The 14,882-nt window shown below is 34.3% G+C and carries 14 protein-coding genes; all 14 read right to left on the bottom strand.

Translation table 11 applies throughout. From position 1 onward, the window contains the following. Positions 1-18: 18 nt before the first annotated feature. Entirely contained in the window at positions 19-1,296 is a 1,278-nt protein-coding gene (locus ACX6U0_RS08965) for a peptidase U32 family protein (RefSeq protein ID WP_464959618.1), read from the bottom strand. A 193-nt stretch (positions 1,297-1,489) separates the two neighbouring features. Then, positions 1,490-2,422: a peptidase U32 family protein gene (locus ACX6U0_RS08960; protein ID WP_464959617.1), complete on the bottom strand. Its 933-nt coding sequence runs from the start codon at positions 2,420-2,422 to the stop codon at positions 1,490-1,492. Beyond that, complete coding sequence (locus ACX6U0_RS08955) at positions 2,409-3,074, bottom strand: O-methyltransferase (RefSeq protein WP_464959616.1); 666 nt, start codon at positions 3,072-3,074, stop codon at positions 2,409-2,411. The genes ACX6U0_RS08960 and ACX6U0_RS08955 overlap by 14 nt, the downstream gene beginning before the upstream one ends. Positions 3,075-3,472: 398 nt before the next feature. After that, entirely contained in the window at positions 3,473-4,567 is a 1,095-nt protein-coding gene (mltG, locus tag ACX6U0_RS08950; RefSeq protein ID WP_464959615.1) for an endolytic transglycosylase MltG, read from the bottom strand. A gap of 124 nt (positions 4,568-4,691) precedes the next feature. Beyond that, the gene (locus tag ACX6U0_RS08945; protein WP_087998669.1) at positions 4,692-4,982 is read right to left on the bottom strand and encodes a DUF1292 domain-containing protein; all 291 of its coding nucleotides are present in this window, start codon (positions 4,980-4,982) and stop codon (positions 4,692-4,694) included. A gap of 85 nt (positions 4,983-5,067) precedes the next feature. Next, complete coding sequence (ruvX, locus tag ACX6U0_RS08940; RefSeq protein ID WP_464959614.1) at positions 5,068-5,484, bottom strand: Holliday junction resolvase RuvX; 417 nt, start codon at positions 5,482-5,484, stop codon at positions 5,068-5,070. A gap of 3 nt (positions 5,485-5,487) precedes the next feature. Further along, positions 5,488-5,754: an IreB family regulatory phosphoprotein gene (locus ACX6U0_RS08935; protein WP_056472706.1), complete on the bottom strand. Its 267-nt coding sequence runs from the start codon at positions 5,752-5,754 to the stop codon at positions 5,488-5,490. Between the two features lie 124 nt (positions 5,755-5,878). Further along, the gene (alaS, locus tag ACX6U0_RS08930; protein ID WP_464959613.1) at positions 5,879-8,530 is read right to left on the bottom strand and encodes an alanine--tRNA ligase; all 2,652 of its coding nucleotides are present in this window, start codon (positions 8,528-8,530) and stop codon (positions 5,879-5,881) included. A gap of 360 nt (positions 8,531-8,890) precedes the next feature. Next, positions 8,891-9,958: an AI-2E family transporter gene (locus ACX6U0_RS08925; RefSeq protein WP_464959612.1), complete on the bottom strand. Its 1,068-nt coding sequence runs from the start codon at positions 9,956-9,958 to the stop codon at positions 8,891-8,893. A gap of 154 nt (positions 9,959-10,112) precedes the next feature. Next, positions 10,113-10,247, bottom strand: coding sequence for a DUF3918 family protein (locus tag ACX6U0_RS08920; protein ID WP_464959611.1), 135 nt, complete (start codon positions 10,245-10,247; stop codon positions 10,113-10,115). A 12-nt stretch (positions 10,248-10,259) separates the two neighbouring features. Further along, positions 10,260-10,448 (bottom strand): hypothetical protein, encoded by a 189-nt coding sequence (locus ACX6U0_RS08915; protein ID WP_087998664.1) that lies wholly within the window; start codon positions 10,446-10,448, stop codon positions 10,260-10,262. Positions 10,449-10,561: 113 nt separating this feature from the next. Next, positions 10,562-12,919 carry an SF1B family DNA helicase RecD2 gene (recD2, locus tag ACX6U0_RS08910; protein ID WP_464959610.1) on the bottom strand — a complete coding sequence of 786 codons (2,358 nt, stop codon included), beginning with the start codon at positions 12,917-12,919 and terminating at the stop codon, positions 10,562-10,564. Positions 12,920-12,959: 40 nt separating this feature from the next. Beyond that, a complete protein-coding gene (locus ACX6U0_RS08905) occupies positions 12,960-13,613 on the bottom strand; it encodes a tetratricopeptide repeat protein (RefSeq protein ID WP_464959609.1) in 654 nt (217 codons plus the stop codon). A 144-nt stretch (positions 13,614-13,757) separates the two neighbouring features. Next, entirely contained in the window at positions 13,758-14,879 is a 1,122-nt protein-coding gene (gene mnmA, locus ACX6U0_RS08900; protein ID WP_464959608.1) for a tRNA 2-thiouridine(34) synthase MnmA, read from the bottom strand. Between the last annotated feature and the right edge of the window lie 3 nt (positions 14,880-14,882).

The raw sequence follows: 14,882 nt of genomic DNA, 5'->3' as shown, positions 1-14,882 counted from the left end.
TTCAATCCCTCTTTCTTATCAAACTAACTTTTTTCTCATCATGTTGTAAGGATATACCTTTTGATCAACTTTAATTTTTACAATTTCTAATGGATGTCTTGCCGCATCTAATTCCGTACCTTCTTCATCAACAATTACGCCAACAGTTTGTTTGAAGTTTTCCAGTTCCGGACCAAAAAATTCAATTTGATCACCAGGCTTAAAGTAATTACGTTGTTGAATTGTTGCGATACCTGTTTGCTCATCATAGTCTAATACAAGTCCAGCAAAATCATACGTAGTTTTTTTGCTATGATTTCCAAACATCTGTTCTTTCATTCCTGGGAACCCTTCAAAGAATGAAGAAGCTGTTTCACGATTCGCACATTTGTCTAATTCTTCAACCCATTCTTCTTTAAACTCAAAGTTATCAGGATCAGCACAATATGCATCAATAATTTTACGGTAAACAGAAACAACTGTAGCTACGTAATGGATTGATTTCATGCGTCCTTCAATTTTTAAGCTATCTACACCAATTTCAATAAATTTAGGAATTGATCTTAATAAATTTAAATCTTTAGGGCTCATTGCAAACGGAGCATCTTCTTCTTCGAATAATGAACTTTCAGATGCGCCTTGTACTTGTGATTCAGTTTGTACTAAATCATAGTCCCAACGGCATGACTGACAGCATCCTCCGCGATTTGAATCACGTGCAGTCATATGATTACTTAAAGTACAGCGACCTGAGTAAGCAATACACATTGCTCCGTGGATAAATGTTTCAATTTCAACATCTACTTTTTCTTTAATTTCTTTGATTTCCTCATAGCTTGTCTCACGAGCTAAAACTAATCGGTGTAATCCTTCTTCTTTCCAGTACTGTGCTGCACGATAATTTGAAAGTGATTGTTGTGTACTTAGATGTACTTCTAATTTAGGAGCAGCTTGTTTACAAGTCTCAATGATATATGGGTCAGCTACGATGATACCAGTTACTCCTGCTGTTTCAATTCCTTGTAAATATTCAACAAGTCCGTCCATGTTTTCATTGTGAGCAAAAATATTAGTTGTTACATAAATTTTTGCTCCGTATTTATTTGCAAATTCTACACCTTCAGCCATATCTTCTAAAGAGAAGTTATCAGCATTCGAACGTAATCCAAACTCTCTTCCACCAATAAACACGGCATCTGCACCGTATCTGACTGCAATTTTTAATTTCTCTAAATTACCCGCTGGCGCTAAAAGTTCTGGTTTTTTTACAATTACGCGTTTACCATCAACGATTTTATCTAATTGTCCAATTGCCATTGTTCTTCCTCCTCTTACAATATTTCATGTTAATTATTGTTTTCTATTTAAATTTGGGCCTTCATTTAACACCCTTTAGCATTACGTTCTATCAAGTTTCTACACGAAGTCCTCGAGTACAAAAGGTTAGATTGAACAAACCAACTGCACTTGTTCTGTTCTGATATTTGTCAGGACCTTATGTTAGTTTTGTTTAATAAACTGTTTCTTTAAAGAAGAATCCTGTATCTAATTTGCGGTTTACAGGTTGGATTGCTTCGATTTTTTCGAAAAGCTCTTCTTTAATATCTTCGTAAGCATCTCTGTCTTCAACACATAGGTCAATTGCTTGTCTGTATAGTTTTGTTACTTCAACGATGTATTCTGATGATTTTAATACTCCGTCGATTTTTAATGAATCAATGCCGGCATCGATTAATTCTTCTAACTCATTAATGATACAAATATCATTTGGGCTCATAATGTGCGTTCCGTTGATATCTTCAAAAATCGGATATTTATTATTTCGTTCATTATCTACTAAGAACATATTTTCTTCGTATTTTTTTTGTTGAATAACTTCCATATTTTTGCCTTGGTATTCAAAGTAGTTTCCAACAAGTGATCTCTTAGATTGGAACATACAAGTCATACCATGAACTTGTACTTCTATTTCTACTTCAGCATTTTCTTTCATTTCTGTTACTGCTTCAAAGCTAAGCTCTCTTGCTAGTACAGCACGTTTCGCACCACGTTTACCCCAATAATTACAAGTAAACCAGTTAGTTGCAGTTGTTTCTGTATTCCAATGTAATTGCATATTTGGCGCAATCTGACGTACTGACATTAATACAGCCGGATCACCGAATACAATTGCGTCTACATTTGCATCACGCAAAAATGTAATATAGTCGTCAATTTCCTCTAAAATTTCATTATGATATAATCCGTTCATTGCTACATATACTTTGATACCTTTTTGATGTGCAATAGTAACAGCTTCCTTTACAGCTTCGCGATTAAATTCACCTGCTAATCGTAATCCAAAACGCTGTTCACCAATCATAATTGCATTAGCACCTGCATCGGCTAATTTTTCTATGTCATTTACGTTTGTTGGCGTAACTAATAATTCAGGCTTGAACATTGTTAACTCCCCTTTTCTTACTGATGGCCACTCCATCACCTATTGGAATAATTGTCGAGTCATACATAGGATGATTCATTAACCATTCATTGTAATTTTGTATCCTTTTAATTAAAGCTCGTTTACGTCGATCATCAACAAGCTCGGCACTTTCTGCTACTTGTCCTTTAAATAAAACATTATCTGAGATGATTACACCTCTGTCAGATAATAATGGCTCGTACAATTCAAAAAAGCGTTGATATTGAGCTTTCGCAGCATCTATAAATATGACATCGAATTGTCTGTTGTCTGGCAAATTATCTTTTAAAAGTAAAGCATCTCCTTCTAAAAGTGTAATCCTATTACTATATCCACTTCTGTCTATATATTCCTTCGCTTTACGAATGCGCTCTGCATTTCGTTCCATTGTAACAATACTTAACTCTGGGAAAGCTTTTGCCATTCGAATACTTGAATAACCGATTGCACTTCCAATTTCTAAAATGGATGTAGGTTGTATTAAATACAATAATCCTAGCATAAACTCCATGCCCGCTTTATCCATGATCGGAACATGCTGCTCAAGTGCATACAATTCCATTTCTTCTATAAAAGGTTCTCTATGTTTATAAAAATTCGCCAAATACTGGCGAACTAAAACTTCATCCATTTCTTATAAAGCCTCCAATAGAATACAACCTTGTATAACAAGGTGTCAGACTTCACGCCAAATGCTCGCTTTCTTCGTTGTATCGAATGCTTGTGGTGCTCATAACCGTAAAAGGTAACATGCTCCTGCGACTCGAAAGACAAACGTTTTCAGTCAGTCTGAATCTCTTATTTTTATAATTTCATTAAAACTGCAACCTTTTTAAACAAGGTATACGTGCAAATTTACTATATCTGAATTTATTTTGACCCGTAATATTCTAACATAAAAAAAAGACCCTTGGCTAGTACCAAGAATAGTAACAAGTTTTTAAAGCGTTTTAATATACAAAATTCCTCAGTGAAAACGATGATTTTACTGAGGAATTTGTTATTTTTTATACAAGTATTGCCAACTTCTTAATTTATATGCTTATCTTTTTCTGTATTATGTTCTTCTAGTGATTTAGTGAAGATAACTTCACCCTCTTTATTCGCTAAAAAGTATAAATAGTCAGATTTTGCAGGTTTTAATGCAGCTTCGATACTTTCAACTCCTGCACTTGCAATTGGCCCGATTGGTAAGCCTTTAATATAATAAGTATTATATGGCGACTCAACCTCTAGATCTTTGTAAAGTACTCTTGCTTTATGTTTCCCTAACGCATATAGAACAGTTGGATCTGTTTGTAAAGGCATATCAATATCAAGTCGATTATAAAATACGCTTGAAATTAATTTTCGATCTGTTAATTCATTTGCTTCTTCTTCAATAAGGGAAGCCATTGTTAACGTTGAATGAGGTGTCAGTTTTTTCTCAGCCATCTCATTTTTATACTTGTCTAATACACTTTTTGTTTGATTTAACATAGGTGTAATAATTTCTTCTAGACTTGGTTTGAATTCACCATAAAGATAGGTTGATGGATATAAATACCCTTCTAAGTGATAACGAATACCCTTTTTGAACATTTCATTCGTTAATAAGTCTGGGTACTTTTTTTGTAGTGATTGGATAAACGCTTTATCATTTAACTGTTTTAGTACAGTTGCTTCATCTAACTTAAATTCTTTCGCAATAATACCAGCGATTTCTTTCAGTTGAGTACCTTCAGGAATTGTTAAATCCTTAACTGCAACTTGGTATTTCCCACCCATTTGTAGATGTTTAACGATTGTAGCAACATCTTGATTTTGACTGAAATTATAATTACCAGCCTTTAAACTCGCATTATTATGTAATTTTACATAAACCTTAAATACATCAGTATTTTTTATTAATTTTTGCTTCTTAAAAATTGATGCTATGTCCCCTACAGAGCTACCTTGTGGGATTGTTACTAGCTGTTCTTGTTTATTAGATGCATTAACTGGCATTAACATATACTTGTATGAAGCTAAACCAGCTACAATACATACTATGATCGCTATAATTATGTATAGAAAAACTCGCATTCCACTTCTATTTTTATTTGATGATTTCATTCCTCTTTTTTCAAACTTCGAAAATGACATTGACTTATCTACCTCCTTTATCACGTATTAGTATACTACAAACATTCCAATTATCGGCAATTTTCTACATAAAAAATGCTAAACGCTTAATTAAGCGTTTAGCATTTTAAAAAAGTGATTTGAATTATTCGCCTTCTTCTTCATCAAAGAAAGTATTAAGAACTTCTTCAATCATTTCCCACTCTTCATCAGTTTCGATTGGGAATAATTCTCCGTCTTCACCATCTTCTGCAGGAATAAAGCTAGAAGCATGGTATTCAGGATCTCCATCTTCATCGAACTCTTGTCCAACTGCAGTGTAGATTACGTATGATTTATTATAATCATCAGATTCAAAAGTTAAAACGATATTGCAAAGAATCTCATTACCTTCTTCATCTATGATCGTAATTTGTCTGTCTTCACCGTGTTCCATTTGTATCACCTCGTTATCATTTAACAAAATATGTATAGTGGATTGTGGAATGGTTAAATGCATTCCACACTTCCACTTTTCATTATCACTTTATACTATCTAAGTAATTTTGTAAAATAACTACTGCAGCCATTTTATCAATTACTTGTTTTCTCTTTTTACGACTGACATCCGCAGAGATTAAAAATCGTTCAGCAGCCATCGTAGAAAGTCTTTCATCCCATAGTATAACCGGAAGATTGAATTCTTCTTCAATTAATTTGGCAAAACGTTGGCATGCTTCTCCACGTTCACCAATACTTCCATTCATATTTTTTGGCAAACCTACTATTACTTTGTCTATTTCATAGCTATCAATGATTTCTTTTAGTCGGTCAAGTCCAAATATTTGGCGCTCTTCATTAATTTTAACTGTCTCAATTCCTTGAGCTGTCCAACCTAGTGCATCACTTACAGCTACGCCTATTGTTTTAGTTCCTACATCTAGCCCAAGTGCTCTCATTTATTATTCTCCACGATGTTGTTGTAAGTAAGATTTTACTAATTCTTCAATAATTTCATCACGTTCAAGCTTTTTCATCATACTTCTTGCATCATTATGACGAGGAATGTACGCAGGATCGCCTGATAATAAGTATCCTACTATTTGATTGATTGGATTATAGCCCTTTTCTTGTAATGCATCATGAACCTTTAATAATACTTCATTTACTCGAATATCTTGTCCCTCGTCTTGCAAACTAAACTTCATCGTTTTATCAAATGAATCCATATAAGGCACCCCACTTATCCGTTTATTTCTAGCTAATCATATTGTACCATTTTTATATGGTAGATTACGAATTAACTAAAATTTCATTAAACGTATCTATCTGTTATTGTACACAATTTCTTTATTATTTAGAAATCGTTGCCATCCATTGTTCAACAAATGCAATTGCCTCATCAAGTTTAGATGCATCCTTACCACCAGCTTGAGCCATATCTGGACGGCCTCCGCCTCCACCGCCACAAATTGTAGCAGCTTCTTTAATAAGATTTCCAGCATGATATCCTTGAGTCACTAAATCCTTCGTTACACCTGCAATTAGGTTAACTTTTCCTTCATTAGCAGATCCAAGCAATACAACTACAGATCCAACTTTATTTTTTAAATCATCAACCATTGTACGAAGGCTATTCATATCTGCACCATTTACTTTGGCAGCAACAAATTTAACTCCATTTACTTCTTTTACATTGTTACTAATATTCCCTGCTTCAATGTTACTTAATTTTGAAGAAAGTGATTCATTTTCTTTTTGTACTTGCTTTAATTCTGATTGTAAAATTTCAATTCTAGATACAACATCTTTTGTATTTGATTTTAAAAGTCCTGCAGCATCTTTTAATTGACCGATTTGCTCTTGCATATATTCGTAAGCTGCTTTTCCTGTAACAGCTTCGATACGACGAGTTCCTGCACCAATACCTGACTCAGAAATAATTTTGAAAGTACCAATTGATGCTGTGTTATCAACATGACATCCACCACATAATTCAAGACTATAGTCACCAACTTGAACAACTCTTACAACATCGCCATATTTTTCGCCGAATAATGCCATCGCGCCCATTGCTTTTGCTTCAGCGATTGCTTTTTCAGAAATAACAACTGGAATGCTCTCCCAAATTTTTTCATTTACAATTTTTTCGATTGTTTCAAGTTCTTCTGGTAGAACTTGACCAAAATGTGAAAAGTCAAAACGAAGACGTTCTTGGTTTACTAATGATCCAGCTTGATTCACGTGAGTTCCTAATACATCTTTTAATGCTTGGTGTAATAAATGAGTTGCTGTATGGTTTTTAACAATGCTAGAGCGATTAGCTTTATTAATTGTAGCAGTTACCTTTGAACCAACTGAAAGTGCGCCTTCAACAACTTTTACACGATGTAAATTTTGTCCATTAGGTGCTTTTTGTACATCAAGAACTTCTACTTTTAATCCAGCTGCAGTTAAAGTTCCTCTATCCGCAATTTGTCCGCCACTTTCAGCGTAGAAAGGTGTTACATCAAGAATTAAGTGAGCCTCTTCTCCATTCGCTACATCTTCAACTCTTTCGCCATCTTTTACTAAAGCTAGAACAGTTGATTGGGCAATGCCTTCACCATATCCTACGAATGTAGATACTTCTTTAATTTCACGAAGTGCTTCACTTTGCACTTGCATAGAATCAACGTCTTGACGAGCAGAACGAGCACGTTCACGTTGCTTCTCCATCTCAACTTCAAAGCCATTATGGTCTACTGTTAAGCCTTCTTCTTCAGCGTACTCTTCTGTTAATTCGATTGGGAATCCGTAAGTATCGTACAGACGGAACACATCTTCCCCTTTAATAACAGTACTGTCTTCAGCTTTAGCACCTTTCATAACAGTTGTTAGAAGTGCTAATCCTTCATGTAATGTTTCATGGAAACGCTCTTCTTCATTTTTAATAACTTTTTGAATAAAAGGTATTTTTTCTTTCACTGTTGGATAGTAGCTTTCCATAATTTCAGCAACTACAGGTACTAATTCAAACATAAATGGACGCTCTACACCTAGCTTTTTCGCATAACGTACAGCACGGCGAATCAGTCTACGTAAAACATATCCTCTTCCTTCGTTTGATGGAAGTGCACCATCTGCTACAGCAAATGATACAGTTCTGATGTGATCTGCAATTACTTTAAACGCAGTATCTTTATCTAAATCACCATTTCTATATGATTGACCAGAGATTGTCTCTACAACATTGATAATTGGCATAAATAAATCTGTATCAAAGTTTGTGTCTACTTCTTGTAAGACACTTGCCATACGCTCTAAGCCCATTCCAGTATCAATGTTTTTACTTGGTAACTCTGGATATTCATTTCTATTTAAGCCGTCTTTTGAATTGAATTGAGAAAATACGATATTCCAAATTTCTAAATAACGATCATTTTCTAAATCTTCTTTAAGCAGCTTAATGCCGATATTTTCTTCATCGTATTTTGTACCACGGTCATAAAAAATTTCAGTACAAGGACCACATGGACCTTCACCAATTTCCCAGAAGTTACCTTCTAACAGAATGATATGCTCAGGATCTAATCCTAATTTAATCCATAAATCATAAGTAACTTTATCTTCAGGATATACAGTCACATATAATTTTTCTTTTTCAAATCCAAACCACTCATCTGAAGTTAATAATTCCCAGCCCCAAGTAACTGCTTCTTCGCGGAAATAATCTCCAATCGAAAAGTTACCTAACATTTCAAAGAAAGTATGGTGGCGAGCTGTTTTCCCTACATTTTCAATATCATTTGTACGGATTGATTTTTGAGAATTTGTAATTCTTGGGTTCTCAGGAATTACTCGACCATCAAAATATTTTTTTAAAGTTGCAACACCACTATTAATCCATAATAATGTTGGATCATCTACAGGTACTAAAGATGCACTTGGTTCAACAGAGTGACCTTTTTGTTTAAAGAAATCTAAATACATTTGACGAATTTGAGCAGCAGTTAGCTTTTTCATTTAGTGTATACCTCCATATTTATGTAAATTATTTTGTCGAAAAAACAAAAAAATCCCGTCCCTAAAACAGGGACGAGATGTACTCGCGATACCACCCTGATTATGAATAGAAAGCAAATGCTTAGGCCATTACATGCCTCTTAGTCTATTCATCACCTCAAGAGACCGTAACGTGGCCAGACGTCAGTGATTAGCTGCATTCAGGAGTAGCTGTTCTGTCACCCTTCATTAAAGTTTCTTTCAGCCAAGGAAACTTCTCTCTACACAAATATTGCTTAAATGGACTGTGACATACTTTTTCCTTCAAAATTTTGCAAATTTTATTGTATGAAAAAATAGTATCATTGTAAAAATTGAAAGTCAAGATGATAGATGTTGTTTTCTATTGTGGAAATACCTCAGGATTGAAATAAACACAACTAAACCAGGCACTGCTAATAATAAACCAGTAAATCCTGCAACTTCACCTGCTACTAATAAAGTAAACATAATGATCACAGGATGGGTGTGAATCGACTTTCCAATAATTAATGGTGACAATACATTCCCTTCAATTAATTGCAACACAATTAATATAATACCAACACGAATTAACAGACTCGTACCTTCAGATGCAGCTAAAAATAAAGTAGGCAATGCACCGATAATTGGTCCAAAGTATGGAATGATATCTGTTATGCCAATTATCAGCCCTAAAACCAGTGCATATTTCATTTTTCCAATCCATAAAAAGATAGTTGCCATAATAAACAATAAGAAACAAACAAAAATTTGACCACGAATATACTTACCAAATGTATTGTCCAATTCAATAGCTAAACCCTTTGTCTCATCTCTCCATTTAGTTGGAATAAACTTGATTAATATATCTGCTAGAACTTTATAATCCTTTAAAAAATAAAAAACGATAAATGGAATAATGACAATTGAGATGAAATTATTCACAAAATGCTTCATCCAATCCCCGGTTCGATTGACTAAAGAAATACCAAATTGCTCTGCACCATTAATCATTAAATCCACTCGATTATGTAAAAAGATTGGCATTCTAGAGGTTTTACGCTCAATTTTCGATAGGAACGTATCATATAATGAAAGTACCTTAGGGAAAGAAAGAAGAATATCATTCCATTGTTGTTTAAATATCGGTATCAATAAATATAACCCCAATACCGCTCCGCCAAAAAATAATAAATATATTAAAAGAATGGCATATACTCTTTTCAAACCTTTTTTATGAATGTACTCAATTGCTGGGTGTAATAAATACGCTATAATGAGTCCAATTAAAAATGGAATTAACGCTTTTAAAATACCAATAATGATATGAAAATAAACCGGTTTTAAATAATAAAATACAATTCCGATTAGTCCTATTAATAAAACGAGACATAATCGATAGATCCACTTAAGTTTTAATCCGTCCATAACAAACCTCCATACTGGAATTAGTATGGAGGTTTTTAAGATAAATTATGTAATCGTTAGTTTTGATTTTGAATTGTTTTTAAAATCAATTACCATCAAACCGGACACAAAAAGCACATGTCCCACTCAGACATGTGCTAATTACATCCTTACATTAAAGCATCTTTTTTAAAGACTTTCTCATTTTTTTAATGCTTTTTTGAGAATACCATTTGTTATCGTACATTAGTTTCATCGCAAGTGCACCTGCACCCAAACCTAAACCTAATAAAGAGCTCTTTCTAGCCATTACTAATCACTCCTACATACTAAGTTTTCGATCCTCTTCGTCGAATAAGTCATCTAACGAACTTAACGTACCATCCTCTTCAACTTGGTGCGTGTAAATCATGCCTTTATTAATTGAAAGTTCTATATAACATCCCCAGCAATAATATTGATTTACACCAATTTTACCCAAGTCTTTACTTTGACAATTTGGACAAATCACAACGCTCGCTCCCTTAGCCTAAAAAAGGCAATCTTTCTAAGCATTGTGGCCAAGTAAAAAGGAAAATATACGTAAATTACAGGAATCGTCTTGCACTAAGTATTATTGGTCAATTACATAAAATCATAAGGAGAAAGATTTGGTAATTCATCAGATAACTTAAAAGGTAACTCATCATCTAATGAAATCTCTGCATTTTCAATCCCTTTTAGTTTCATGCAAAGGGTTGTTTGGCGTTGTCCGTCGTCGGTCCGCCCAATTCCTTGAATAAAGGCATCTTGTTCACCACATAAAATAAGAAATTTTTTACTTCTTGTTACTGCAGTGTAAATTAAATTTCTGCGAAGCATTCGATAATAACTTTTTACGATTGGTAGAACAATAATATCAAATTCACTACCCTGTGATTTATGAATTGAACAACAATAAGCCAATGTTAGCTGAGTAAAATCTGGTCTAGTGTAAGTAACCTCATTTCCATCAAAGGAAACAATGATGATGTCTTGTTGTTCAACATTTTCTTTAGCAAAAAAAATATTAACGATTTCTCCCATGTCACCATTAAAAACATTATTCTCAGGAACATTTACTAATTGGAGTACTTTATCACCTGTTCTAAAAGTCGTATCACCAAATTTCATTTCTCGCTGTTTTTCTCGTTTTGGGTTAAATACTTCCTGTAGACCTTGATTTAATGCGTCAATTCCAGCTGGGCCACGGTACATTGGTGCTAATACTTGGATATCTCTAACTGGAAAACCTTTTTTATTTGCATTTTCACATACTTTTTTAACAACTTCTACAACTTGCCCACTTGAACAGCCAATAAATGATCGGTCTTTTTTTTGCTGAAATAAATCCTCTGAAATTTTTCCATCTTTTATATAATGTGCCATTGTAATAATCGAGGAATCTTCAGACTGACGATAAATGTCCTTCAACCTTACCGTTGGTACCGTTCCAGAATTTAATAAATCCTTCAAGACTTGTCCTGGCCCAACCGATGGAAGTTGATCTTCGTCACCTACAAAGATAACCTGACACCCTTGAGGTATGCTTTTCAGTAATTGATTACCTAACCAAACATCAACCATTGAAAACTCATCAATAATCAGTAATTTTCCATTTAGTGGATTATCCTCATGATGGCTAAATTCGCCTTCTCTTGTCCAACCTAATAAACGGTGAATTGTCACCGCTGGTAAACCGGTTGCTTCGCTCATACGTTTTGCAGCTCTTCCCGTTGGTGCTGCAAGTAAATATGGAAATGGAACGTCCTTAGGATAAGCATGTTGATCAAGAGATAAAGCATGGATTGTTGAAAACAGATTTACGATTCCTTTTATAACTGTCGTTTTACCAGTACCTGGACCTCCAGTTAAAACCATCATTGGAGATTCAACAGCCTTCTTTATTGCTTCAGCTTGAGAAGGAGCATATCGTACATTCATTGTTGCTTCTAGCGTTTCTAATTCTTTTTTAAATCGACTATCTGTCATTTCACCTAAATCTGGCGCTTCACTCAATAGCTTTTGAATTGCTTTAACGATACCCTTTTCAGCATAAAATAATGCTGCTAAATAAATTCTGTCATCTTCTAATACAAGTTTTCCATCTGCCACTAATCGATTCATTTCCCGAGAAATGTCGACAGCCTCCACTAGCTCTGGATCTTGTTTCATTAATAACACTCTTGTTTCGTCTATAAATTGATCTTGTGTAATATAGACATGCCCATCCTGCATCGATAAATGCTCTAATACATATACGCACCCTGCTCTAATACGGTCAGGATGATTACCTGTAATTCCGATCGCACGACCAATTTCATCAGCTCTACCAAAGCCGATTCCATCAACATCTTCAATTAGTTTAAATGGATTTGTTCGAATGACCTCTAATGTCGATTCATTATATGTTTTATATATTTTGATTGATAAAGCAGTTCCGATTCCATAACCGCTTAAAAAGCTCATCACTTTCTCTAAGCCTTGGTGAGATAAAATCGTTTCATATATGTCTTTTGCTTTTGCTTTCGGTAGTTGTGGTACTGATTCCAGGCTATCTGGATTATCTAATATTTTATTAATGGCACCTTCACCTAAATGTTCAACGATTTTTTCAGCTGTTCGTTTTCCAATACCTTTAAACAAATCTGAAGATAAATATTGAATAACGCCTTTTTTAGTTGATGGAAGCTCTTTGGCAAAAGATGAAATTTGAAATTGTTTACCATATCTAGGGTGATCTTTTAAAATTCCTTTAAATGTATAGGATTCATCTTCATTCATACGAGGGATGTTTCCTGTAATTGTTATTTCCTGTTCACAGTTCGACAAGTTTGTATCAACGACTTTTACTTTGGCAACTGTATAGAAATTTTCAGCATTATAAAAGATAACTGTTGTTACATTACCTTTAATATACGGAGTTTCATCTACAAACAATTCCATCTCATTTTGTGCCTGCACTAGGGTTCCACCTCCAGACCTGACTTGTTCATGTTATTTTTTACTCTTTATTTTCTATTACTTTTAATGCATGCATTGCTAGTATATGATCATGTTGGTGTTCTATCGCCTTTTCAAAGTGTTCTTTCGCACCCTCTACATCATCATTAAACATATCAATAATCCCTAAATTGTAATGTGCATCAGAATGACTCTCGTCAAGTGCCAAAACCTTATCTAAGCTTTGCTTAGCTTCTTCTAACATCTCTAATTTCGCTAGCGTTAATCCATATTGAAATAATGCATCAATATCTGACTCATCTAATTCAATTGCACATTGGAAAAATGGAAGTGCAAAACGGTCTTCCCCATTATTCACACAGCAAAGGCCGATCATAAAATGAACATCGCTATCATCCATACCAAGTTTTACGCAATGTTGAAAATGATTCTTTGCTAACTCAAATTTTCCATCTTCAAAATAAACTGTACCTACAGCATAATGAGCTGCAGCTAATTCTGGGTCGACTTCTAAAGCTTTTTCAAAAAAACGACAAGCGCGTTCAACATCACCCATTGTCAGTAATAACTGTCCAAAGTTTACATACGCTAATGAATTAGTTGGATTTTCTTCAATTTCCTTCGTCAAATAATTGGCTGCTTCTTCTAGATTACCTTCCTGTAAAGCAGAAACACCACGTTCAAAATTCGTCATTTGTAACACCTCTATGTATTTTTCTTTCAATTATTCTAAACCCCATATGTATTTAACACTATCATACAGTAAGATACATTTCAAAGACCATCTATGATAAAAAAACAACCCCAACCTATATGGATGGGGTCATTTTACTTTGTCTTATCTTAAATACGTTAATTCTTTACCATCAATAAATGCACGATCAATTGTTCCGCCACCTAGGCAATCTGTACCGTCGTAAAATACAACTGCTTGTCCTGGTGTAATGGCGCGGATTTTTTCATGGCATAAAATTCTAACAGAGTTATTATCCAATATTTCAACAGTTACTTCATTATCTTCTGAACGGTAACGGAATTTTGCTGTACATGTAAATGAAGCTTCTTTTGGTAACTCAGAAGTCCAACTAATATCAGAAGCTAACACTTCATTACTATATAGAAGTTCGTTATGGAAGCCTTGTTCTACAAGTAAGATGTTCTTTTCAAGATCTTTACCTACAACAAACCAAGGATCTCCATTCCCACCAATACCTAGTCCATGACGTTGACCAATTGTATAATACATTAGTCCATCATGTTTACCTTTAAATTCGCCGTCCATCGTCATCATATCACCTGGTTGAGCCGGTAGATAATTACTTAAGAATTCTTTAAAGTTTCGTTCTCCAATAAAGCAGATTCCAGTACTATCTTTTTTCTTAGCAGTTGCTAGGTTTGCTTCTTCGGCAATTTTGCGAATTTCAGGCTTAGTGTATTCGCCAAGTGGGAACATTACTTTTGAAAGCTGGTCTTGTCCAAGTTGATTTAAAAAGTAAGTTTGGTCTTTGTTACTATCTATACCACGAAGCATTTTATATTCACCATCACGATAATCAACTCCGGCATAATGACCAGTTGCTACATAGTCAGCTCCTAGTGTCATCGCGTGTTCAAGAAATGCTTTAAATTTAATTTCTTTATTACACATTACATCTGGATTTGGTGTGCGTCCTTTTTTATATTCATCTAAAAAATAAGTGAATACTTTATCCCAATATTGTTTTTCAAAATTCACTGCATAATAAGGAATACCAATTTGATTACATACTGCAATTACATCTTCATAATCTTCAGTAGCTGTACATACGCCAAATTCATCAGTGTCATCCCAGTTTTTCATAAAAATACCAATGACATCATAACCTTGCTCTTTTAATAAATATGCCGTAACAGATGAATCAACCCCACCTGACATTCCTACTACTACGCGAGTGTCTTTTGGATCTTTTCTATTTATCATTTT

It is taken from the genome of Gottfriedia sp. ABJ_BB2_2 (assembly GCF_055484705.1).
This window is presented reverse-complemented; position numbering and strand designations above follow the sequence as displayed.